The following is a 24,229-nucleotide window of genomic DNA, read 5'->3' on the forward strand; positions in this document are numbered from 1 at the left end:
GACGGTAATTTGGATAGAAGCATGGGGAAGGGATGAGTGTTCACGCCTCCAATTATTTGACCAGCGGTTGACAAATTTATGGAGATGACTCTACAATGCTAGTTAGCCCTTATTGGTAAATAGAGTAAGTTTTGGAGGTCGTTGAAAGTGAATCGAAGAATACGGTGGAAACTGTTTACTTATGTTCCTTTTCTAATCGCACTACTCGTTATCGGTTTGATTCAATCGTATCTGTTAGCCAACGAAACCGTACAACCGTTTCCTGAGCCATTCGGCCGAGCAACGGAATTACCTCAACAGACATCTGTTGGGGAAGCTGTGCAAGTGGTTGGTGACCATGCTTTTGCCTACAAATCAGGTCAGTCACTTGCCTATGTCAATTTGGATGAAGTGGGGCAGAGCCACACAGAGACGCGGCCCTTACCGGATAATGGGGAGTTCCATGCCTATCAACTTATTGGGCAGGACAAGGTGATTTGGATTGGCGAAGGTAATCAATTATTTACAAGTGTATGGCAGAATGGCACGTGGTCTTCTAAGATTGGCTTGATTGAGCAGAAGATAACGAACGTTCGAACCGTGATAGGTTTACATGGTGAAGTCGTACTGCTCGCCAATAATGCGAGTGCTCTGTATGTTGGAGCTTTTCAAACGAAGGATAAGATCAGTTGGACCCGACTTGAAATCGCTGATATTGTACAAATGCATGGTGTGATGGACACATCTGGCAGCCTTTCTCTCGTTTACGAAGTGAAAAAAGAGGGCAATGTCGCATTTCATTATGCGCAATTAGCCTCCCCAAGCTGGCAGCCGCTTGTACAGAAGAAACTGAAAGAAATAGACCTAGTAAGTAGCAGCGTGGATGAAATGGCACTCGGAAGAGACGGGTCAACTTTACTTACAGCGTACACCACAAGCTCACGCAAATCGGGAAAAACGATCTTACATATGCTCTCATTTCCTGAAAATCAGCCAGAGAATGTTCAAGATGTAATCGTCAATATTCCTGTCTCCAAAGGGATCGAGTCGGATACGATTTTGCATCCTGCCTTCATCCATTCGACTTCAAACGAAGCTTCCCTCGTTGTTAGCTCGGTTTACGAGAAGAATCGGCGCCAAACGAGCCAAGAAGTGTTCAAGCTGGATTTTGAGGGAGGTAAAATGATTGCTTCCAACCGAATTAGCCAGTTCGGTGGCTTTGCTGAATACCCAACTTACATCTCGAGCGGCGGAAACTCTTTCACCATGTGGCTGGATTCCGTCAATAATGAATCCTCCCGTGTGTACTATGCCACAGATCAAAAGCCCTATGTTGAGGAAATGAATCATCTGCAGGCTGCTGATTTACAAAAAGCTGCGGAAACCCTGCCTCTTTTATGGGGAATCGGATTGCTCACGGCTTTGCTGAGTTTCAAATGGATCTTATTGCCTGGGCTTTACCTCGTGGCTGTAAGTATTTTCTGGCAGTATCATTATGACGGGCATCCGAAGTTGCATTTTGGCATCTCGTTAAGCATGTATTTAGCCGTAAAAGCATTGTTAATAAATGATTATCGAAAGCCATTGGCGCTGCAAGTAATGCCAGATAACTTACAAGCAGTCTGGGTTCATTTGATCATTTTGGCTGGTATGGCAGCCATTACTTATATGTTTACCCGTTTCTGGCGAAAAGGATTAAATGATCGGAATGTCGGTTTAGAAATGCTATATTTTGTACTCTTGGATGGCTTCATGACGAATTTATGGTATTCGTTTTTTATGTCACCAGCGAGTTTGTAGGATTCAATTGTAATACGAGATCTTGAAAATTATGGCATTCATTGCTATGATGATGCTATTCGTAAACTATGTGTAACTGGCGGAGCATGGGGAACCATGAGGGAGCACATAGATAACAGCCGTACGCCTGGGCAGAGGTAAGGGGAATTCCCCTTACCTCTTTGTGTTTAATCGTAACCATGAGAAAGGGATGATGGTATGGTAGCAGAAACATTAATCTTGGATGGTAATCGTGTGGCAAGCAGCATGAAAGAAGAGTTGATAGAACGCATTCAGCGGCTGTCAGATAAAGGGATCATACCTTGCTTAGCGACAATTCTAGTTGGTGACGACCCGGCATCCGCGACATATGTCAAGATGAAAGGGAATGCTTGCAAACGTTTGGGCATTCAATCTAAGCGCGTCGTTTTCCCAGAGAATACTTCTACGAGTGAATTGATTGCAGCCATTCAGCGACTCAATGTGGATCCGAGTGTGCATGGCATTTTGTTGCAACATCCTGTTCCTCAGCACATTGATGAAAGAGCTGCATTTGAAACCATTTCGATGGATAAAGACGTAGATGGCGTTACAACATTAGGTTTTGCTCAAAATGCTTTCGGATTTGCGGATTTTCCATCCTGTACACCTGCAGCAATTCTGGCTATCATGGACGCGTATAAACTTCCGATTGAAGGAAAACATGCTGTTGTAATCGGCAGAAGTCCGATTCTCGGTAAACCTGTCTCGATGATGCTTTTGAATCGCAACGCAACCGTTACGATCTGTCATTCCAAAACAACGGATTTAGCCAACATCGTCCGTTTAGGTGACATAGTTGTAGCCGCGGTAGGTAAACCGCGATTCATTCAGGGCGATTGGATCAAACCAGGCGCGATCGTGCTGGATGCGGGTTACAATGAAGGCAACATTGGGGATGTGGATTACGTGGCTTGTCGCGAGAAAGCTTCAGCAATTACGCCTGTGCCAGCGGGAGTCGGACCCGTAACGATTGCGACATTGCTTAAGCATACCGTGGAGGCGGCTGAGAAGATGGCGGAGAGGTGACCGTTTTGAGACTTTTTCATGTGAGTGAAGAAAGTGATATTTCGATTTTCAACCCTAGAATTCCCACAAGACAGGATCTGGATCAAGAAAAAGGACTTGTGTGGGCGATCAACGAACAATGCCTTCCTAATTTCATGACACCACGGAATTGTCCAAGGGTCACATATCATTGTAACGAAACAACGACAGAAGAGGATAGAAAATTATTTCTATCTTCTTCCACAACGCATCATGTGGTGGCAATTGAACATATATGGTTTGAAATCATGAAAACTACGACATTATATCTCTATGAATTTGATACGTCCGATTTCTATTCATTAGATCCTAGTGCTGGGTACTATGTAAGTGAAAAACCACAGGTTCCGATTCAACAAATTAGAATAACAGATCTATTGGGCGAGCTTTTGAAAAGAAAAGTCGAAGTACGCATGGTCGATAATTTATGGGACTTATGTGATCGGATCCAACAGACTAGTTTTAATTGGTCCATGTGTAGGATGGGGTTTGCGGGGAAGCGAATGAAATGATCAGACAAGTGTTCTTGGACTGTGAGGTTTAAGATGAAATATCAGTGGAGAATCACAAAATACAACCCTATTTTTAGGAATGACGCAGGGCATTATTTATTAAACGAATGGACTTGTCCTTCTGAAATCGGGAATGTAATAGATGGTGAATTATTTACGTTAGAACAATATCTTATCATTGAACATGCTTATGTTGAGACGTTAATAGCATTCTTAAATGAAAAAAGACAATATTTTCTTCGTGTGATTCAGGCTAAAAAGAGATCGGTTTCACATGAAGAAAAAACTTCTTTATTATACGATCACGAATTTGATGAGATCAATATTAAAGAAGATAAGATCGTGAACATCAATGAAATTCGTATTATTTGCAAAATGATATTAAGGAATTTAGCCGATTGTCAGTTCTTTTCATCAGATAATTTTTTTGTGCATTTTGGTTGGGATTTCTATATGTATATTGGAAGTAGTCAAAAATCTGAAGCTGGTATTGAATTCGCAATCAAAAACGGACTTTTTGTTGAGCAAATGGATTCACCATATCACTTTGAGGAAAAGGATGTAACAAGATTAGTGCAATGGAATAAAATTGATGATGAAACAAAAGTAGTCGTAGGGAGTGAGTTATTATTAAATGTACCAATCAGTGAATATCGAAATGTTTTTCATTTATCGTTGGAGCATCCTATGTATGGTTCATTTGAAATAACTGAAGCACATAAGAATTTCTTTCAGAAATTAATAGCACATAAAATGGATTTTTCCAAATATGAATATGAATTCTTTGGTGGACATTAAATGTTTCAAAATCATATTGTTTCTGCAGAATAATTTTTGTGAAAATACGAAACGAGGTTGCATTAATGATTACATCAATTCAAAAAATGACCACCACACCCTTTGACTGTGGCGGTCATTTTTACTAGCATCAGGACTTGGTTTCCTCCCTATCATTAGAAGGGTCTGAAAGGGAAGAAAGCTCTTGTATCCACGAGAAAAATAGCTAATAGATCGAATAGAATCAAAGGAAGGAGGAAAGGAAGGAAGGAGGTTTGCGCTTTATTGCCATCCCGTTTCTGTTTTAAATAGACCTTGTTACCATCTACTTTCATTATGGTCCCTTTGTAAGTGCCATGTATCGTATGAATGACTACTTCTCGATTGAGGTACTTTTTACAAACCAAATAGGATTCTGATCGTTTCAAAATGAATACCTCCTTTCAAGCTTTATACTTCTAGTATATGTCCGTCCAATAGAACAAGTGTGTGCTATAGACAACAATTATGTAGAAAGAAAGGTTCAAAGAGTTGTTTCCTATTGGAAGTATGCTTGATAAAATAATGATAACATCCAACATTTGTAAATGAGTAAGTGTATAATTGAATACTGAAATGACGATGGAGTGATAAAGATGAGAAAAGTAGGTGTGGTTTTTATTGCGTGGATACTGATTCTCACAGGATGCAATCAGATAAGAGAGGGTAAGCCCGTCGATTCTCCAAAGAGTACGGAGGTTACGCCTCTCTTATTGTCATCTATAATGCCCATTTCAACGGAAGTTCCACTCCCTGGCATTATGTATATCGAAGAGAATCAATATACGGATCCTACTCAGCATTATGCCGTTAAAGTCATTAACGAGAATACAATGGCGATTAATAATCGCAACAAAACGAAATTTCTATCTACATTTGATATAAGTTTTAATGATGAGGCACATCTGGAGAGTTTGTATAATTATGTAACGGAGGTTGAAAATGAATACATTCTCAACACGAACAATATTCGATTTAATCCGGATTCGAATGGCAGTGGACCCAATGAATACGGCGTTACGCTAACTAGAACGATCTATTTAAAAAATAAAAATGAAACAAAGCAAGAAACATCCACTTATTATTTTAAAAAAGTAGACGATGGATTGAAATTATTTGCGATTGATTAGAGTCAGCATGATCATTAATATGAAGGAGATATTTTCGCTATAGATAACCCCAGGTGATTTTTCCCTTGACCCTAACACTAACGTCAGGATTTATACTGATAATATCTAAAGTTTAGGGAAAGGATGAGATTGAATAATGGATATTACCCCCCAAGAAGAAGCCATGATTAAAGCTTTCCGCGAGTCTGAATTTCCACCTTTATATGTGCTGATCCGAGTCAGAAATGATATGGCAAACGACATTGGAAATGTGGAAGAGGGTCAACGAGATGCTATTGTTAAAACATTAGAAAAATACATCGGCCCATTGTGGGCAGACTATCATGACGGGAAACAATCACGATCTTAATTTCTAAACCAGGCTGCCGGAGGAATTGACCACGGGAGCCTGAATTTTGTATACGGATTGGTAAAATCTATTCTTTACCGATCGTTCCCAATATGTTAGAGTGAGTTGTGCCCATTACACAAGTTATAGGAAAGGAGGCTTACTACTTTGGCAAGGAGTAAAGAGTTTGAGGTCAATGAGGTTTTAGACAAAGCGATGGATCTATTTTGGAGACAAGGATATGAGAAAACCTCCATTCAGGAACTTATCACGCATATGGGTATTCACAGAAGAAGCTTATATGATACTTTTGGGGACAAACATGACTTATTTATTGATGCGCTGAATCGATACTCAACGATGATTAATTCAGAAATAAATCATCGTATTTATCAATTACAATCTGCCAAACAAGCAATTAGGCAATTATTCGAGATGACTATCCATTCGGATGAGAATCAACCCAAAGGCTGTTTGATGGTGAATACGGCTGTTGAGTTAGCTTTGTTGGATTCCGTTGTCGCGGCTAAAATACAGGATGGTTTCATCCATACTGAGAAATTGTTCTATGATCTGATCGTGACGGGCCAACAAGATGGAGAAATTGCTGCTCACCATAATGCGGAAAGTCTCTCTTTATATTTTCATAATGCCTGGGTGGGCTTACGTGTAGTTGTCAAAACAACAGAGAACCGTGACAAACTGGTCAGCATAATCGACACAACGATGGATATTCTTAATTAAAATTTTTTGAACATTCTAGAACGATCGTTCTCAATAAATGATTTACGATAAAAGGAGATATATACAATGACTACAACAATTATTAAAACACTGATTGAGAAAGTCGCATTTATCACTGGCGGGAATCGCGGTATTGGGTTAGAAACAGCTCGTGAACTTGGACATATGGGCGCTAGTGTCGTGATTGGAGCACGTGATTCAGCGAAGGGAGAAGCGGCAGCGGCAATCCTTCGTTCAGAAGGGATACAAGCAACGAGTCTTCAATTCGACGTTACACTAGCTGGAGATCGTCAAGCTTCTTATGAGTTCTTTGATAAACACTATGGTAAACTAGATATTCTGATCAATAACGCAGGTGTACAGAAAGAAATTGAACATCTCTCACCTATGAATGAAACAAGTACGGTTTCACCTGAGGTGTTGCGCGAAACATTTGATGCTAATTTCTTCAGTCTAGTTGAGTTGACACAACAATTGCTGCCTTTAATTCGAAAAGCGCCAGCTGGCCGAATCGTTAATCTATCCAGTGTACTTGGTTCACTTAATCTTCAAGCCAATCCAGATTCACCGGTATATAGCGTTAAATTGCTTGCTTATAACTCGTCAAAAGTAGCAGTAAATGCCTTTACTATTCATCTCGCACATGAGCTCCTGGATACACCAATCAAAGTAAACTCCGCACATCCAGGTTGGGTAAAGACAGAGATTGGTGGCAAATACGCTAACATGGATGTGAAGGAAAGCAGTCGGACCAGTGTGAAACTTGCAACTCTTCCAGCAGATGGGCCAACGGGCAAGTTTTATCATGTTGATGATGAACTACCTTGGTAATTTTTATAAGTTAAGATGGATGTACAAACCTAATACCAGAGTTAATGATGAAGCTGCCAAATAGACTGGCGGCTTCATTGCGTTTACAAGGTGCATTGCCTGGTCATATGATGATCAAAGTTTTGAGATTTTTCAGAAGTGTACTATGATAAAATAGATCCTATTTTTTGAGAACTGACGACCTAAGGAGTGGTTGAATTGGCACGTGTTTTGTTTATTAATGGAGGATCAGAGGGACATATCAATCCGACGATTGGCGTTGTGCAAGAACTAGTTTCACGTGGTGAAGAGGTCGTCTACTTTTGTATAGAAGCTTTTCGGGAACGCATGGAAGAGGCTGGTGCTACTGTACGTACATTTGACGATCAAAAATTTATTAAAGCCTTTATTTCAGGCGGAAGAAATTATGTGCTTGAAAGAGTCAACGGGCTTTTATTAACGGCGGATATCGTCATTCCAAGTGTTCTTGAACAGATCGAGGATGAGCAGTTTGATTACATCATTCATGATTCCATGTTTGGATGCGGACGATTACTAGCTCAAATTCTTAAGCTTCCTGCCATCAATTCCTGCACTTCTTTTGCGCAGACACAAGCATCTTTCGACTCGTTGTTGGAGCAATTTTACATACAAACACCTACAGAAATAGCTGAGCCTATTAACGATACATATAAGAGCCTGACGGTTAAACTGAAAGAAAAATATGATGTGGTGATCCAATCTCCTTTTGAGGTGTTTTGTAATCCTGCACCACTGACAATCGTCTATACAACGAGGGCGTTTCAACCTGATGGAGAAGCATTCGACTCAACGTATAAATTTGTAGGTCCATCTATCACTTCACGAATTGCGCATGAAAGCTCTGACTTACCTGTAGTCAAAAAGGAACAGAACATCTACATTTCATTGGGAACTGTTTTTAATACAGCTATTGATTTCTATAAGCTATGTTTTGAGGCATTGGGGAACTCGGATCACACAATTGTCATGTCGATAGGGAATAGAGTCCAAATAACGGACCTAGGGGAAATACCTGCTAATTTTATCGTGAAAAATTATGTTCCACAAACGGAGGTCCTGCAGAACTCGAAACTGTTTATTACACATGGTGGCATGAACAGTGTTCACGAGGGGCTCTATTACGGGGTACCGCTAATTGTAGTACCACAAAGTGCGGATCAGCCGATCATTGCTGGGCAAGTCGCTAATCTCGGAGTAGGCATCGTCTTACAAATGCAGAGCCTGACTGCAAATCAGCTGGATGAAACCGCAGAGCATGTGTTAAGCGATCTCTCTTTCAAGAAAGCTGTCGCCAAAATAAAGGAATCCTTACGAGAATCAGGCGGGTTTCATCAAGCTGTAAATGAGATTTTTGAATATAAACGATTCATTCGGGGGTAAAAACATGAACGAGCAGCAGGTTGTTGAACAGTTTAAACAAGCAATCATGAGCCTTGATCCAGAGGCGACGCGTCGATGCCTAAATGAGCATTCTATTCTTGTTACGCAAATTAACGAGCCATGGTTTTCTTTCGATACACCTGCAATCGTCGCGGCAGCGGCAAAAGGGAACCGTGAAGTCGTTGACGTATTGCTTGAGTACGGCGCTGATTTGCATGCAAAAAGCAGCTGGTGGGCCGGTGGATTCGGAGTACTGCATCATGATCATCATGAGCTTTCCCGATATTTGATAGAGCGAGGAGCTCCCGTTGATATTCATGCGGCTGCTGCACTGGGCATGCTGGATGCTGTGAAACAGATGGTCGAAAGGGATCCCAACGCCGTTAATGAACGTGGGCCTGATGGACAGGTCCCGCTTCATTTTGCCACCGATCATCGAATCATGGATTATCTGCTTACTCAAGGGGCTGATATCGACAAGCGCGATGTAGATCATGGCAGCACGCCGGCCCAATGGGCGATCGATAACGCGGATAAATGCAGGTTTCTCATAGAGCGCGGAGCGGCAACGGATATTTTTATGGCCATTTATCTCGGGGATACTGAACGGGTCCGTACGTTTATTCAGACTGATCCAGAATGCCTTCAAGCTCAAGTGGGATGTGGAAATTTCACTTCTGGCGATTCAGACGGGGGACACATTTATGTGTATAAATTAGGTGCGAATACGCGACCTTACTCACTTGCGGCGCGCCGCAAGCATCCTGAGATCGTGGAGCTGATAGCGAAGCATTGTTCGCTAGATCAGCGTCTGTTGATGGCTTGTATGCAGGCTGATTCACGTGCCGTGCATACTCTGCTAGAGCAGAATCCGAACCTCGTACAGTCACTCACGTCCGAGGAGCTAAGTGCCATTGCGGATGCAGCATGGAACAACGAAATTCAAACTGTTCGTGTGATGCTTGAAGCAGGGTTCCCTGTGGATTCTCGCCGAACGAGCAAGGAGTTTACGGCGCTTCATAACGCAGCTATGCGGGGAAACATCGAATTGGTACGCTTACTGCTTACTCACGGGGCATCCGTTCAACTAACACATGGGTACGGCGGGAATGCGCTGGGCTGCTGTACCTGGGGATCCGTTCATTTTCGTGATGCGGAAGGGGACTATCCGGCGGTAGCAGATCACCTTATACAAGCTGGTGCTCCTTTACCCAATCAAGTATCGGGTAGTGAAGGCGTCAAGGAAGTGCTTGTTCGTTATGGTGTTAGTAAGGAAACATAAGGCTTACGGGAGCGATGGATTTAACAACGCCCTACTTTGACTGCAACCTTTCACTACCAATCCTCGTCTGAGAGATCGAATACATCTTAGAGAGGTAGGTTGAATATCAATGTTGAAAAAAGCAATCACTTCCAGCGCTTTGGCAGCCGTGCTGCTAGCTCCTGTCTTACTTGGTACTCCGGCGCAAGCCATGGACAATATATCTGGTCAAACTGTTGTAAAATCATTCCCACTTTCCGCAAACAACGGTGAAGCAACTACGTATTTGCAAGATGGCAATATGATGGTTCCGGTTCGTGAAATCGCTCAAGGTCTCGGTTGGGATGTCACATGGGATGGGAAAACGCAAGAAATCAAATTAGTCAAAGGGAATAGTGTCATTAGACTCATACCGAATCATACACACGGAACGATTGGTGATTATGAGCCGTTCTTGCTGACAACACCCGTCGTTTTGAAGAACGATATGTCTTTCGCACCGCTTCGGGTACTGGTTGCCAGAATGGGAGCAGAAACCTTGTGGGATTCCAAGACGAATACAGCTTCAATCGCGATTCCAGATCAATCACAAACGCATCTTTCCTACGATTTCAGCATGGATAACGGAGGTTGGACAACTGGCGTAGCAGATCTGCCCGTTTCCTACCAAGATCAGGATTACCAGATAAACACGAAAGTGGACAAGGTTAATTTGAACGACGGTAAGGTCATAAATGGCATGATGCTAAGCGGAATGAACCGCAGCGACGATCTGTTCATGTATATGTCCAAAAAACTGGACAGTACCGCAGGTTTGAAACCAAATACGGAATATGAAGTGAAATTACGACTTGACTTGGCCAGCAACGAAGCGGAGAGCTCCATGGGCATCGGTGGCGGTCCCGCTTCATCGGTCTACGTGAAAGCTGGCGTAGTCGACAGAGAGCCTACTGTTAAAACAGACAGTACGGATCCGAGTACGCCTTACTATCGCTTGAATCTAGACAAAGGGAACCAAGCGACCGATGGCAAAGACTTAACTCTCCTTGGAAACATCGCTAAACAAGACGCTGAGAAAAGTGGATTCCAGTTGAAAAGCTTCGAACGTACGTATACTGTAAAAAGCAATGCTGCTGGCGAATTGTACGTCATAATCGGCACGGATTCCGGGTATGAGGGACTACAGAAGCTATATTTTACGAATATTGATTTGACGCTGGTTGCTAAGAATTAATAATCACCCTTTATTAGAGTAAAAGAGGATCGTTCTACAGCCGTCCCGGCTGAAGAGAACGATCTTTTTGTGTTAAGGCGACAATATAGCTGGAACCATAGTGTGAAATTAAATATATTCAAACTTTCCATTCTTTTAAATGGCTAATTATGTTAAGTTTTAAGCGCGATCAAATGAATTAGGGGAGTTAGTCCATGTGAATATGAAGCTAAATGAATGGATTATAGAAGCTGATCTTACAAGTTTGCAAACAGCGATGGAAACAGGTTCATTAACATCTGAAGAGATTATAAAAGCCTATCTTGAACGAATTCATACCTATGATGGTAGAATCAATTCAATTTTAGAAATAAATCCAGATGCTTTACAAATTGCAAGAGAACTAGATAGTGAACGTAAGGTAAAAGGGAGTCGTGGAAAACTCCACGGGATTCCCATCTTGTTAAAAGATAATATCGATACGAAGGATAATATGCACACCAGTGCTGGTTCCATTGCTTTAGCTGCATCGTTTGCGGCAGAAGATTCATTCATAGTTTCCAAGCTGCGTGCAGCAGGTGCCGTTTTTCTAGGTAAAACGAACATGTCTGAATGGTCTAATTTTATGTCAAGTTCGATGCCAGCGGGATATAGCTCACGTGGTGGGCAGGTTCTTAACCCATATGGTCCAGGAGAATTATTCGTGAGCGGTTCTAGTTCAGGTTCTGCAGCTGCTGTCGCTGCAAACCTGGGAGCAGCATCGATTGGAACAGAGACCGCTGGATCGATCGTTGGTCCCGCAAGCCAACATTTCGTTGTCGGAATTAAACCTACTGTTGGATTAGTTAGCCGGACTGGAATCATACCTATATCAAGTAGCCAAGATACCCCTGGGCCTATCGCCAGAACCGTAAGGGGTGCAGTTATTCTGTTAGGTGAACTAACAGGTGTGGATGAAATGGATCCTGCCACTTTAGTGAGTGATGGAAGATTATATCAGGATTACACACCTTTTTTAGATACAAGTTTTTTAAAACATGCCAGAATTGGGATCCCACGACACTATTATCGTCATTTAGATGATGAGAGACGTGCAATCATGGAAGCTGCTATAGACACTTTGAGAAATGAGGGTGCTACCATTATTGACGCTGTTATTCTTCATGTCGAACAGCAAAACTGGAATAACGATGTTATAACCTATGAATTCAAGAAGGGTCTAAATAGTTATTTATCACAATTAGCAGATTCAGTACCTATTCACTCATTGGAACAATTAATTGAATTTAACATTAACCAAGCCGAGACAGCTCTAAGATATGGGCAAGATACACTCATAAGATCTGAAGAAACGATTCTGACTGAAAGAACCTATCTGGAGAAGAAACAAGCCTATAGTGAACTCCCGTTAAAACAGGGAATTGATTACGCGTTAGACAAGGATAAGTTGGATGCTTTACTACTTCCTGGTGATGTTGATGGCTTGTACATTGCTGCGCGCTTAGGTTATCCATTGATTTCTGTTCCAGCAGGCTACGCGGTGAATGGAAAGATAGACTCGGAAGGTGATTCGACGAAGGGTCCTTTTGGTGTCGTGTTCTCAGGTAAAGCCTTTAGTGAGCCTACTTTGATACAAATAGCATACAGTTTTGAACAAGCGACTCAACACCGGTTTCCTCCTAAAATGATTCCATGAGATATTTCTAATAGGATTATTCGAACACCAATCGCAATAAGTAGCTACTCTCCCCATTCAGAGAGTAGCTTTTTCCATGTTCGATCAGAATCTTCGGTACTTTCCCGGAGATACGCCGTTCAATTTTTTAAAAACATTCTGAAAAGCGGTCACACTCTCATATCCAACGAGTTCTGCGATTTGCTCAATCGATAAATCAGTTGTGGTCAGATAGTGACAAGCTGCATGCAGCCGCTGTTGAATTACGAATTGTATGGGGCTTTGGCCAAATACTTCGCGAAACGTATGGCTGAGGTGAGAAGGGCTGAGATAGACATGGTCGGCAATTTGTTGGATCGTGAGCTGCTTATGATAGTAACACTCCTCAATAAAATGCTTTGCTTTGGTCACGGCGGTGTGCGTGGTTAAGCGCGATGTTTTTACTGGTGGAGAATAGCATTTACCTCGGTGTATTTCTACAATCAACATCTCAAGCAGAAGCCCAGAGGTCGTTAATGATGTAGACCATCCAGTTCCTGCCTCGTCGCATAGCTCTTGAAACAATCGTTTAATTCTTACATAATTGGCACGCACGGAGAACACAGGCTCCTCTCCAGACGCGTACAAGCAATTGGGAGGCAAGTCATCAATTTGCAGGGAATGAAATCCAGCATAATAAAAGGAAAAATTCCGCTCTAATCGCGAACGTTCTTCATGCCAAACATTAGGGTGAAAAAGGACAATATCTCCAGCTTGTGCAAGGTAATGCTTACCGTCAATCCAATAATCGGCTTCGCCCTCCGCGATAAATAGCAGCTCCATTATGGTTTCGTGCCGGTGAAGTGGAAAATGGCAGGGTTCACCGGCTTTTCTATGAAAAGAAATTGCTCCTTCAAATATCGGCCGTCTCGAGAATAGTTGGCTCATCATGGTCCCCTTTGCAAGAATGAATAGGTTTAAAGCAGCTTTCAGAATCGATTGTTAGATAGCTATAGTTTACCATAAAAGTATAAATTAGAATTTCATTAGGAGGACATACTTGTGCATGAAATTACACGATTTAACAGGATTGAAGAGGCGATGGCAGTATTAGGTGTAACTGAACACACACTAACGGAAGAACAGAAGAAGAGTCTCGACGAGGAAGGCTTTGTTGTTTTTCCCGATTTGCTGGATGAGACCCAGCTTGAAGTAATCCGTGCAAAATACGAAGAGCTAATGACGAAGGAAGGCATGAACGCGGGCAAGGAGGTACATCAGGAGGAAGGTACGCGTCGTTTATCTGATCTCGTTAATAAAGGTGAGTGCTTCGATGGCATTTATACGCATCCGAAACTGCTTGCTGCGGTCTATCATGTATTAATGCGCGAATTCAAACTCTCCTCCTTGAACGCTCGTGATGCGATTCCAGGCGCTGGTCTGCAAGCACTACACGCGGATTGGGGATCACGCGAGGCATCGGAGCCGTTTCACGTGTGCAACTCGATCTGGCTCATCGACGATTTTACTAGGGAGAATGGGGCGACACGCGTCGTACCAGGCTCGCACAAGTTATCTGGCAACCCGCAGCAACATGGCATAGACCCGCGTGAACCACACCCACAGGAGGTGTTGTTACTAGCACCAGCGGGGTCCGTTGGCATATTTAATTCGCACGTTTGGCATGGCGGAACTCTCAATCGCACGACACAAACTCGCCGAGCCCTGCATGCCTACTTCACCGCGAGGGAGCATAAACAGCAGCTTGACCAGGCCGAATATCTGCGCAAGAAGACCTTTGATCGACTAAGTTCCGCGGCTCGGTATGTATTGGATGTTTAGAAAAATGGAATGAAAAGGAAAAGCACTGTGACTCCTAAAGTCAGGGTGCTTTTTCTTTGTCCAATCCCCAGAAATCCTGCATGGATCAAAAATTGAAACATTTTCCAATTCATTCCGTTATATCTTATACTACATAACATTTGAATGGAGTGATTCATACGGAGACTTTTGGCAGAGGATGTTTATACATTATTGTTGGCATCGTCGTTGTTGCTATTCTTGCTTTCCTTACACGAAGCACGATCCATATACCTTGGTTTATTTTCATCCCACTTATCATTCTGGCTTTCTGGATGGCAAGTAAGAAGAACAAATGAAGAGGTACCACTGACGACGGAGAAGTTATTTATTTTGAAAATGACCGCTATTTCTCATCAGATCTTCATGTTCTTCCTGTATACTTAACACATGTGAGGTGGTGAGCTCGTGTCAAAACAATTTTGGATGCTTCATTCTGGTGCGATATTCTTAGGTCTTAGTCTGTATTCCGTATTGATCATGGGGAATATGCGTTCATCTATATCCATTTTATTAGGAGAAATCGCTTCACTAGCTATCTGTAGTGGCGGCATTGCTATGTTACGATCCATCGACGATAAATGACGGCGCTGCCGTTTATTTTTTTCATCTCATTTTAAGATAAATGTAATATAATGGTTTGGTCTGTTTGGAATGAGGTGAATGTATTTGAATGATTATCAAGGTTATGCAGTAGCTCAACCAGCAAGATCAGTGCCAAAACGACGTCGCAAGGTGAAATTTCGATTTTTCGTTATTGTGTTCATGCTGGTTATGTCGACTTTTGGCATCTGGTTTTATTTTACTTCTTCCGGAACGAACTGGCGTTACATGCTCGCTGATACGTTAATTACGACACAACATCGTGATTATGCGAAATATTTAATAGGGCAAAGCGAATTAGACCGACGAACGGATAGTTACACGAAGCAATTTAATGATATGGGCTTGGTCAAAGACAACCACGAAATAGCCATGGGTACGAAGAAGGATAATGCGGTTACAGTCGAACCTGTTAATGGGAAAAATTTCAAAGGTTATATGATGTTTGTTCATAATCCTCAAATGATCCGCGTTGTAACAACGAGCTTGCAAGGGCAGGGCGAACAGATTCTTAGCATGGTCAAACGGACAGGCGCCATCGCGGGTGTAAATGGAGGGGCGTTTGACGATCCGAACTATGATGGGAATGGTTTCAGACCTATCGGTGTAGTGATGTCAGGAGGGAAATTACTTTACAGCGATGGAGGTATGGAAGATCCAGTTAATGTTGTAGGACTAGACAAGAAAGGAATTATGGTTGCAGGTCGCTATAAACCTTCCGAGTTGGTGAAAATGGGCGTGCGGGATGCAGTTACGTTTCAACCCAAATTCATCGTTAACGGTAAAGGACTTGTAAAAAACGAGGCAGATGGATGGGGAATCGCTCCTCGAACTTGTATGGCACAAACGAAGGATGGGACCATTATTTTCTTAGTTATTGATGGCAGGCAGCCTGGTTACTCCATTGGAGCAACGCTTTTCGACGCTCAGAAGCTACTTTTGGAAAAAGGGGCAGTTACTGCTGCTAACCTAGATGGTGGTTCTTCCAGTGTTCTTGTTCATAATAATGAGGTCGTGAATCGACCTTCTAGTAGTTATGGGATGAGATATCTGCCAACCGCTTTCTTAGTTTTTGATCATCCTGAGAAGGTAACGGTATCGAATATGTGGAACGGCGTAGATATGGCACATTTCAATTCTGCTAATAAACCATTTTCTTCTAAATAGTATTGATAAAATGAATTTAAAAATGCAGCGATCTCAGAAATGAGATTAGCTGCATTTTTTTGGCAGACTAGACAACATTCAGATCAATCATACTAGGATCAATTCCTTTGAAGGGGATGTGTCCATGTATAAGCTCTTGTTTCCAATGAAGATGACGATCGCAGCTTCCCTTATCATAAGCGCACTCACGAGTTGTCAGCTTCCTACGTATCAGGCCACTTCTGCTTCGCATCCTGTACTTGTTGCTGAATCGTCGAATCATAGCACCCGAAATGCTTATTTGACCTTCGATGACGGTCCATCTGAGAATACAGAACGGATCTTGCATATTTTACGAAAATATGGCATTCATGCTACTTTCTTTGTGAATGGAAATTCGACTCCTGAGGGAAAACGATTATATCGACTTATCCATGCAGATGGCCATGTCATTGGCAATCATACCTACACACATAACTACAATTCACTATACACGTCTGTTCAGGCATTCTCCCAAGATACAGAGCGTCTTGAAAGACTGTTGGAGCAAACGATTGGTGTTCGTTCTACCTTGATCCGTTATCCGGGAGGTTCGAATAATCTCGTTAGTCATCGTTTCGGAGGCAAAGGCATTATGCCGCGCATTATTCACGAAATGAGCAAGGAAGGCTACGATTACATGGATTGGAATGTGAGCTCTACAGACGCAGCCAGGGTCGTGCAACCAACGAATGAAATTATTGATGCCGTTCTAAGTTCATCTAAAAATAAGAAAGAAGCGATCATTCTGATGCATGATGTCAAAGTTAAAACGACAACAGTGGCGGCTTTACCCGCCATAATTGAAGGTTTGCAAAAGCAAGGCTTTCAATTTCAGGTATTAAGTAAAGATTCCTTTCATTTTCACTTTCAATAGGGTTTATTTAGATTCCTGATTCTTCTGGTTGTGCTCGGCCAGGTACCCTGGATTATCGTAGGCACCGCCTGGATCAATATTCGTTACACCTTCCCAAATGTTTGGTACGACAACATGATCCGGATGTTCGAACACAAGTAGGCCTGAAGGCAGTCTTCTTTCGCCATAACGGCTCGAAGGACTGGTGATGAGATCATCGCCGACAACCATCTCAGAGGAAGCCCCACCGTCTAAGAAACCAGCATTCACACACCCTTCTTTCAGCAATAGATCCTGAACATCTTTTAAAGAAGCTCCGATACTTTTGGTCTGGCGCCCGTCGATAACAACGATGACGATAACACCATCTGCACGTTGGCCGATAGCTGTCCGCGGATTAAGTCCATCCCCGACGATAGGCAGTGCTTTACCATTTGCAATGATACGCGGATAGAAGGAGACAGCATCTGTCACATGCAAATCCAACAGCTCATTAATGGAGTATTTACCAATGATCAATTTACCTAAGCTATCAAAAGCGACAACTTGTTGAGGCACGGTTCCATCTACACCCGTATACAAAATCTTGCCGCCTGACATAATAACACCAATAGGGGCAAAGCCGTTGCCTAGTCCTTGCGGGTCATCAAAGCCCCCACCATTAACACCAGCGAGTGCACCGGTACGTTTCACCATCGAACTGATCGTTTCACCTTGGCCCACTGTACTAGGGGCTACTACACGTATTGCTCTTGGGTCGTAGACATACATTTTCTTGCCAACCCAGCCGTGACCGGAAATATCCTCAACATCAAGGACCTTGCCATTTTGTTTTTGGATCGTGATGGCATTCATATCTTGTTTCTCGATGGAGTTATTTTCATTCATTTGCGTAACACTTTCGATCATTTCGTCACGTTTCTTCACGCCAACGAAAATCCAAGCCCAATCGCGATGTTGTGTGGCAATCACCGTATCGGCAAGGAATAGACGAATTCTCTCTCCAGGAGGCGTTAAGAAAAGGAAACTTGCCATCAGAAAGACGAGTAACATTAAAACTAAAATGGAACGTTTCAGCCAGCTTCCTGTATGTTCTTGTTTGTAATCAACCCCGGCTAACTTCATGGTTATATGTGCCTACTTTCTCTGAATTTTTACTTCAAAACGCTTTAACCTATTTAATACCGCAACACAATGCGCGGTTTATTATCATCTTTATGGAATCGCATAAAGGTACTTTAAGCATATCAGCCGAATATGAAAATGAGATTAAGTTTCGTGGATTTACGGCGTGTAAATGAAGCCAATCTCTCCAAATAATTCAAAAGAGTAGCTGCCGCGGGGGCAGTTTTTTTATTTTGAAAATTGGAGGAAATCACAATGCAGGAGTTGTTTTTCCTTGATATAGTGAGTGTATGCGTTATCATTTGTTTGAATCGATAGGGAGGAATAACGATGTATACATTTGGATGGTGCAGTGGAATTCAAGATGCGGAAAAACTAGAGAAATTGGGTTTTGACTTTATCGAGTGTGCCTTAGCCTCTATGAGTTTGGAAAATGAAGTGGAATTCACCTCAAAATTACCTCTATATATGAATAGCCCACTCCCAGTCAAGGTATTTAGCATCTTTTTTCCCGGCAACTTAAAGGTCATTGGTCCTGAGGCAGATGAAGAACGCATTCGACGTTATGTACATAAAGCAGCGAACACCATGCATAGAATAGGCGCGATAACGGCCGTTCTCGGAAGTGGGAGATCACGCCATATACCGGAAGGCTGGGGACTTCAACGTGCGGAGGAGCAGTTACTCCAGCTACTTTCCTTGATCGGGGAAGAATTCCAAGGAACGGGCCTCACGCTTGCCATTGAGCCTTTAAATAGTAAAGAATCCAACATTGTGAATACGGTTTCAGATGCCGTCCGGTATGCTAAACTGGTGAATCATCCGTCGATTCGCGTCTTGGCCGACTTTTATCATATGGATGAAGAACAGGATTCTCTTGAGACACTTGTTGAAAATTCAACCTGGCTTCAGCATATCCATATCGCCGATACAGGACGGCTGTCGCCAGGGACAGGTCACTATCCTTATGATGCATTTACCGCTGCGCTGAAAGCTGCAAACTATCAGGGCACGATTTCGGCAGAGTGTACCGTTCATGATCAAGAAACGGAGTATGCGGCAAGCTTGGCTTATATGCGGAGGAAGTTTATATAAATGCGACGCTTATAAAAAGGAATCTACAAGGATGGGTCGAAATAGTTAATGCCGAGTAATTAACTATGAATTCTCCTTGTCAGGAGAGTTGGAAGAATAGGATGTGCATTTGATGCTCAAAGATAAAATACTTCGTAAAGAACCAGGGATCATCACCTACGGGATGACACCGCCCAAAGAAACACATACGCAAGATAAGATAAAGGAGATTGCTCATAAACAATGCGAGCGACTTCAAGCGCTTCAAATAGATGGCTTAATTCTGTATGATGTGCAAGAGGAAAGTGATCGAATGGAGCAAGATCGGCCTTTCCCTTATATGAAAACAGTAGATCCGACGACATACAGCAACGAATATCTAACCACATTAAATATCCCGAAAATTATCTATCGTTGTGTAGGTAAATATACAGAAGATCAAATGGCGGAGTGGATTAAAGCTGACCAAGAACAGGAACGCTTCTCTGTGTTTGTTGGGGCTTCTTCTAGTAAACAAGCCGTTCAGATGGATCTGACCGAGGCTTATGATCTAAGCCGTAAGTTGAATGAGAACTTAACCTTAGGTTCTGTCGTTATCCCGGAAAGACACATGAAAAAGGATGATGAGCATCTTCGTATGGTTAGCAAAATCAAGTGCGGGAGTCGCTTTTTTATTTCACAGGCTACGTATAATGTAGAGGCTTCCAAAAATTTTCTATCGGATTATTATTATCACTGCAAAGAGAATCATTTGGAAATGGTACCCATTTTGATGAACATTGCCCCTTGTGGTTCAACGAAAACGCTAGAATTCATGAAATGGCTCGGCATCAGCATCCCGAAATGGTTGGAAAATGATTTGAAATATTCGAGTGACGTCTTGGATAAATCCGTTGCGGTAACTCAGCAAATTTTTGAAGAGATTTTCGAATTCGGCTTGGAAAAAGGGATTCCGATCGGCTGCAGCGTAGAAAGTGTATCGACGCGTAAAGTCGAGATCGATGCTTCGATTCAACTTGTTCATGATATAAAGGCGATGATCGAGAAGAAATTGCGGCCTTCGTTTGTTTTTTGAGGAGTGTCATCCTTAATTACGCATAGATAACAATAAAAGCAGCCGACCTCTGAAGGTCTGCTGCTTTCTTACATCTAACACATAAATTCATTTAATTGGTGGTCGGTTCATCCCATGTTCTGCCGCCATCATTCGTGACCAGGACACTGCCATTCAGCAGCACCCAACCGTAGCCATCCGAACGTAGGAAGAATTGTGTCGCATTTTGCAAAGAAATTTGCGAATGTACAACCTGCCAATCTTGATGGGCATAGGTATCCATCGTGTAGATGGTGTAACCGTCCTGGGAAATTGCTCTCCCCATCAGCAAGCTGTCAAAATGGAAAACGGGGACGTCCTGAACATTGTTTAGCCGAAAAGGAAGCGGATTCCACGTTTCACCATCATCTCTCGTTTCATACGGAACGTAGGTTTTCTTGCCATCCTGTACAAATTCAGAGATGAAAATGGCATGATTATCACTCTCTTGATCGAAAGAAGGCGGGTATGATTGGACATATCCCTTTTGGATATCGGCTGGGAAAGCAACGTGCTGCACCGACCAAGTGACACCGCCATCCTGAGAGCGATATAGCGGGATATCACTTTCATTATGGTTCGTCGTGGTAATCCATCCTTCTTTTTCTTTGCGGAAGCTAATGCCAGTCGGTTGATCACTGAAGTTCAAGTTCAGATCTCCAATACAAACCCAGCTTTGGCCTCGGTCATCCGTGCGGTACAATGATGTTAACATGGGGCCTGTGGGTGATGAAGAAGTCAGCATGACATAAGCAGGGTCTTGATAGAGATTGGCTATGATTGGGTTGACGTCTGCTGAAGTTTCCCAAGGTTCAATCGTCGGCAACGTTGCCGTCTCCCAGCCTCCATCATAGCGTGGATGCGTGCTAACCAGCTTAGGCTGTTGTTCATTTGAGCGATAAAACGCAAAGCCCCATAATGGGGCGCTAAAATCGGCTGCTAACAGATGTTCATTATCGCCAATCCCATCAGGCAGAACCACATCCCAAGAATGACCAGTATCACTAGTCTGCATCAGTTTGCCATCTCGTGAGCTAAATCCTTCCGAGGCTTGCATACCGAGAATACGGGAAAGGGGATCCCGATAATCGATGTAGAATCGTGCAACATCGATAAATGGATTGAACTGGTGTGGAGCTGGAATATGCAACTCAGAGCGCAGCGTAACACGATACCGTCCAGTTCCATGCGTAAGTGAGAGCGAGGCTGCAAACTGTCCCTTATCAAAAGGAACCGTTACCGTTTCGGAGTTACTCCAGCTTCCATTGTCCTCTTTTTCAATGACAGCCTGTAATCCATTGCCTACCGTTTTAGTTACAGCGCCTTTAACATCTACCTTGCCGTTATCCGTTCTCATTAGGCTGGTAGAAGGAGCATCCAAGGTGATGGAGCTGAATTCTCCTAATCCGACGGGAAGGTCGTTGTAATTAATGACAGGCTTCAGACTTGTCGGTGTGACTGAATTGACGATCGTTTTACTGTATACTAATCGTTTGCCTATTTGGTACGCAATGCGGATGGTATTATCCCCTAAGTCAAGTTGAACGGCAGACCCAAATTGGTACTGGGGTGATCCGTTCGCAGCTCGCTGATCCATAACGGATGTAGATGAATTCCCTCCGTATGTCATACCATCTCTTACAGCTACCATAGATAAATTGGGCATTTCCATGGTTCCTGGTGCTAAAAGCAGCCCATTTAACGTGTACCAATAGTTATTTGTACGTTCTGATACACCGAAATCCTTAACGTCATAGTTCGCGTAATCGATATCTAACCGTCTACTGTCCGAATCCCAGTTTCCTGAATAACCGAATAATTGCTTCAAATCAAGTTCAGATACATACAATTCACCATCACGCTCTATCGTGTTAAAAGCCAGTTTATCCTCGCTTATTTTGCCGCCAAACCAGTACAATTTAGCTGTATCCAAACTCGCTGAGAGTTGAAACGCATAGGTATTAGTAGACACGTATAGACTTTTGTCTCTCGTTTCCGTCTGATAATGAAGTAAGCGTGCCATTTTTGCTATAGAAAGCATAGCCCGCCCGTCTTGTGCAAAGCCGATCTGCTCATCTCCGACGAACATCGCGTCATCCGTAAATTGGACTGAAAATTTGTTGCTTGCTGTCTGCTCTACTTGCAGAGGGTATACATGACTTTGCTTCGCTTGAGGGTCGGTAGCAATCGTTGTATCTAACTTGAACGAAGCAAGATGCAATTTCTCGTCCCACTCCAAGCTGCCTAGAAGAGGGGATAGATCCTTCAAGAATATAGCTGTTTTGCCACCGACATTGTACGATGTAATCTCTTTCCCTAACGCAAATGTGTGAATGTCAGTGGAAAGCACATCTGTAATTTTGTTTCCAACTGCTTCTCGGATGTAGCCGAAATCAGGTCTGTCATTGGAAGCGGTCATGTTAGCATTGTCTGGGAAAATAGAAACCTGACGCTTATTCGGTTCCCATGCTACGTCAAAACCGTGGCCTCGCAAGTCCTCCACGTAAATAGCGGTATTCCCATCGATATTCATCGAGCGAATTGCAGTCCCGTTTACGAATGCTTGGATATCGGTAAATAGTACGTTGCCAACCATCGTACCGATAGGTGTTTCTTGTGCATGCACGTTGGAGAGAGGTAGTGGTATAACAGCCATAGCGGCACTTACAAGTATTGCTAGCATTACAGTAGATTTTCGTCTCATCGGGGATGCTTCTCCTTTGTGTTGATGATAGTACGAACATCTAATTAAACGCCAGAAAAAGGAAAAAGTTGCATATTTAAGGATATTGTTTTAGTCAGATTAGGGCACACGTGATGAAAAAATGGTATGATAAGTTGGTCATGTCATATTTCATTGAAATTAGGAGTAACGCAAAGATAAATGGAGGAATCACAATGAGTAAACGCTATCGCATCACTAGATCATTTCAAGGGAATGATAATCCGTCGCAAACGATATCGCTAGAGGAGTGCAAACAATACTTCGCCTCCAAAGCCGACTTTACTTACTCAACTGTTTATACGGTAAAAGGGGCTACGACAATGTCGATTGAGGGCGATTTTTTCATGTGGCATTATCTAGGTTCCGAAATCCCTTTTCGGCATTATCAAGGAGATATTTATGTTTCCGGCTCCAACGACGCCGTGATTCCCAAGCTAATTGAGGTTGCAGGTGAGCTGTGGGCGGATGTTGATGAAGGGTAGTTGGGGTAAAGGAATGTGATTTGGGCTGACTACCGAAGATTCGGTAGTTATTTTTTTGTTCGGTCCTGGAAAAACGAAATAAGCACTCGGCGAGTGCTTATCTGTGAATGCCTGCGGATTTAGGACTTACATTATCGAAGAGACATCAAAATCAACATCTTCAATAAATTCAATAATTTCCCCGTTGGGACTATGAATGATCGCGTTCCGTATTCGAAGTGGAGGCTCTCCGAGTGAAAGATAATCTGGTTCTATAAAGATAAAAACAGAACATTGCCGCGAAATCACCAATTTTTGTGAAAAAGCGAGGGAAGTAACTGATTTATTTCGCATCAGTGGTGAATATAATTATTTGATTAAGGTACAAACCAGATCCATTGAAGAACTAGCTGAATTTCAAGATTCCCTATTAAAGTTCGGACCCTCTAAATCGCATATTAGTTTGAAAAATATAGTGGAAAACAGGGTGTTACTCTAAACTAAAAGGTGCAA

At 42.7% G+C, this 24,229-nt stretch carries 23 protein-coding genes, 1 pseudogene and 1 riboswitch; of the genes and pseudogenes, 19 read left to right on the top strand and 5 right to left on the bottom strand.

Annotated features, from left to right (window positions below; translation table 11 throughout):
* Nucleotides 1-147: 147 nt before the first annotated feature.
* The 4 genes from A8709_RS16680 to A8709_RS16695 all read left to right on the top strand — a co-directional run bounded on the left by A8709_RS16680 (nt 148) and on the right by A8709_RS16695 (nt 4,154).
* Nucleotides 148-1,779, top strand: coding sequence for a hypothetical protein (locus tag A8709_RS16680; RefSeq protein WP_065853501.1), 1,632 nt, complete (start codon nt 148-150; stop codon nt 1,777-1,779).
* Between the two features lie 62 nt (nt 1,780-1,841).
* Nucleotides 1,842-1,919, top strand: a riboswitch (ZMP/ZTP riboswitch).
* A 58-nt stretch (nt 1,920-1,977) separates the two neighbouring features.
* On the top strand, nt 1,978-2,826 hold the full coding sequence (locus A8709_RS16685; RefSeq protein ID WP_065853502.1) for a bifunctional 5,10-methylenetetrahydrofolate dehydrogenase/5,10-methenyltetrahydrofolate cyclohydrolase: 849 nt from the start codon (nt 1,978-1,980) through the stop codon (nt 2,824-2,826).
* Nucleotides 2,827-2,846: 20 nt separating this feature from the next.
* On the top strand, nt 2,847-3,356 hold the full coding sequence (locus A8709_RS16690; RefSeq protein WP_244163223.1) for a DUF6886 family protein: 510 nt from the start codon (nt 2,847-2,849) through the stop codon (nt 3,354-3,356).
* A gap of 33 nt (nt 3,357-3,389) precedes the next feature.
* On the top strand, nt 3,390-4,154 hold the full coding sequence (locus A8709_RS16695; protein ID WP_065853503.1) for a DUF7683 domain-containing protein: 765 nt from the start codon (nt 3,390-3,392) through the stop codon (nt 4,152-4,154).
* Between the two features lie 155 nt (nt 4,155-4,309).
* On the opposite strand, the gene A8709_RS16700 is transcribed toward A8709_RS16695, so the two are convergent.
* On the bottom strand, nt 4,310-4,561 hold the full coding sequence (locus A8709_RS16700; protein ID WP_065853504.1) for a hypothetical protein: 252 nt from the start codon (nt 4,559-4,561) through the stop codon (nt 4,310-4,312).
* 336 nt (nt 4,562-4,897) lie between these two features.
* Here A8709_RS16700 and A8709_RS16705 point away from each other — a divergent pair, with 336 nt between their 5' ends.
* The 8 genes from A8709_RS16705 (at nt 4,898) to A8709_RS16740 (ending at nt 12,776) form a co-directional block, all read left to right on the top strand.
* Nucleotides 4,898-5,302, top strand: coding sequence for a hypothetical protein (locus A8709_RS16705; protein WP_065853505.1), 405 nt, complete (start codon nt 4,898-4,900; stop codon nt 5,300-5,302).
* Nucleotides 5,303-5,438: 136 nt separating this feature from the next.
* Complete coding sequence (locus A8709_RS16710) at nt 5,439-5,651, top strand: hypothetical protein (RefSeq protein ID WP_065853506.1); 213 nt, start codon at nt 5,439-5,441, stop codon at nt 5,649-5,651.
* 147 nt (nt 5,652-5,798) lie between these two features.
* A complete protein-coding gene (locus A8709_RS16715) occupies nt 5,799-6,374 on the top strand; it encodes a TetR/AcrR family transcriptional regulator (protein WP_065853507.1) in 576 nt (191 codons plus the stop codon).
* A 66-nt stretch (nt 6,375-6,440) separates the two neighbouring features.
* Nucleotides 6,441-7,205 carry an SDR family oxidoreductase gene (locus A8709_RS16720; protein ID WP_065853508.1) on the top strand — a complete coding sequence of 255 codons (765 nt, stop codon included), beginning with the start codon at nt 6,441-6,443 and terminating at the stop codon, nt 7,203-7,205.
* Between the two features lie 198 nt (nt 7,206-7,403).
* Complete coding sequence (locus A8709_RS16725) at nt 7,404-8,606, top strand: macrolide family glycosyltransferase (RefSeq protein WP_065853509.1); 1,203 nt, start codon at nt 7,404-7,406, stop codon at nt 8,604-8,606.
* Between the two features lie 4 nt (nt 8,607-8,610).
* Nucleotides 8,611-9,888 (top strand): ankyrin repeat domain-containing protein, encoded by a 1,278-nt coding sequence (locus A8709_RS16730; protein ID WP_065853510.1) that lies wholly within the window; start codon nt 8,611-8,613, stop codon nt 9,886-9,888.
* 109 nt (nt 9,889-9,997) lie between these two features.
* On the top strand, nt 9,998-11,101 hold the full coding sequence (locus A8709_RS16735; RefSeq protein WP_065853511.1) for a copper amine oxidase N-terminal domain-containing protein: 1,104 nt from the start codon (nt 9,998-10,000) through the stop codon (nt 11,099-11,101).
* A 202-nt stretch (nt 11,102-11,303) separates the two neighbouring features.
* Complete coding sequence (locus tag A8709_RS16740) at nt 11,304-12,776, top strand: amidase family protein (RefSeq protein WP_141692587.1); 1,473 nt, start codon at nt 11,304-11,306, stop codon at nt 12,774-12,776.
* An 84-nt stretch (nt 12,777-12,860) separates the two neighbouring features.
* On the opposite strand, the gene A8709_RS16745 is transcribed toward A8709_RS16740, so the two are convergent.
* Nucleotides 12,861-13,682, bottom strand: a complete 822-nt coding sequence (locus A8709_RS16745; protein WP_065853513.1) for a helix-turn-helix domain-containing protein — start codon at nt 13,680-13,682, stop codon at nt 12,861-12,863.
* 114 nt (nt 13,683-13,796) lie between these two features.
* Here A8709_RS16745 and A8709_RS16750 point away from each other — a divergent pair, with 114 nt between their 5' ends.
* From A8709_RS16750 to A8709_RS16760, 3 genes are all read left to right on the top strand, one after another.
* Nucleotides 13,797-14,576 carry a phytanoyl-CoA dioxygenase family protein gene (locus tag A8709_RS16750; RefSeq protein WP_208607694.1) on the top strand — a complete coding sequence of 260 codons (780 nt, stop codon included), beginning with the start codon at nt 13,797-13,799 and terminating at the stop codon, nt 14,574-14,576.
* A 681-nt stretch (nt 14,577-15,257) separates the two neighbouring features.
* Entirely contained in the window at nt 15,258-16,364 is a 1,107-nt protein-coding gene (locus A8709_RS16755; RefSeq protein ID WP_065853514.1) for a phosphodiester glycosidase family protein, read from the top strand.
* Between the two features lie 145 nt (nt 16,365-16,509).
* On the top strand, nt 16,510-17,259 hold the full coding sequence (locus A8709_RS16760; protein WP_167357103.1) for a polysaccharide deacetylase family protein: 750 nt from the start codon (nt 16,510-16,512) through the stop codon (nt 17,257-17,259).
* A 3-nt stretch (nt 17,260-17,262) separates the two neighbouring features.
* On the opposite strand, the gene A8709_RS16765 is transcribed toward A8709_RS16760, so the two are convergent.
* Complete coding sequence (locus A8709_RS16765) at nt 17,263-18,363, bottom strand: phosphodiester glycosidase family protein (RefSeq protein ID WP_065853516.1); 1,101 nt, start codon at nt 18,361-18,363, stop codon at nt 17,263-17,265.
* A gap of 330 nt (nt 18,364-18,693) precedes the next feature.
* Between A8709_RS16765 and A8709_RS16770 the strand changes: the two genes are divergently transcribed.
* Both A8709_RS16770 and A8709_RS16775 read left to right on the top strand, forming a co-directional pair.
* Complete coding sequence (locus A8709_RS16770; RefSeq protein ID WP_065853517.1) at nt 18,694-19,458, top strand: sugar phosphate isomerase/epimerase family protein; 765 nt, start codon at nt 18,694-18,696, stop codon at nt 19,456-19,458.
* Between the two features lie 112 nt (nt 19,459-19,570).
* The gene (locus A8709_RS16775; RefSeq protein WP_065853518.1) at nt 19,571-20,512 is read left to right on the top strand and encodes a methylenetetrahydrofolate reductase; all 942 of its coding nucleotides are present in this window, start codon (nt 19,571-19,573) and stop codon (nt 20,510-20,512) included.
* 91 nt (nt 20,513-20,603) lie between these two features.
* Here A8709_RS16775 and A8709_RS16780 read toward each other — a convergent pair whose 3' ends face one another.
* Nucleotides 20,604-23,234, bottom strand: a complete 2,631-nt coding sequence (locus tag A8709_RS16780; RefSeq protein WP_065853519.1) for a WD40/YVTN/BNR-like repeat-containing protein — start codon at nt 23,232-23,234, stop codon at nt 20,604-20,606.
* A gap of 194 nt (nt 23,235-23,428) precedes the next feature.
* Between A8709_RS16780 and A8709_RS16785 the strand changes: the two genes are divergently transcribed.
* Nucleotides 23,429-23,737 (top strand): hypothetical protein, encoded by a 309-nt coding sequence (locus A8709_RS16785; RefSeq protein ID WP_065853520.1) that lies wholly within the window; start codon nt 23,429-23,431, stop codon nt 23,735-23,737.
* A 126-nt stretch (nt 23,738-23,863) separates the two neighbouring features.
* Here A8709_RS16785 and A8709_RS35700 read toward each other — a convergent pair.
* Nucleotides 23,864-23,995 (bottom strand): annotated as a pseudogene (locus tag A8709_RS35700) (VOC family protein); the annotation flags it as partial.
* A gap of 25 nt (nt 23,996-24,020) precedes the next feature.
* On the opposite strand from A8709_RS35700, the gene A8709_RS33740 reads away from it, so the two are divergent.
* The gene (locus A8709_RS33740) at nt 24,021-24,215 is read left to right on the top strand and encodes an Lrp/AsnC ligand binding domain-containing protein (protein ID WP_244163248.1); all 195 of its coding nucleotides are present in this window, start codon (nt 24,021-24,023) and stop codon (nt 24,213-24,215) included.
* Nucleotides 24,216-24,229: the final 14 nt, after the last annotated feature.

The organism is Paenibacillus pectinilyticus (assembly GCF_001700435.1).
In the GTDB taxonomy this organism is placed as follows: Bacteria; Bacillota; Bacilli; order Paenibacillales; family NBRC-103111; genus Paenibacillus_E; species Paenibacillus_E pectinilyticus.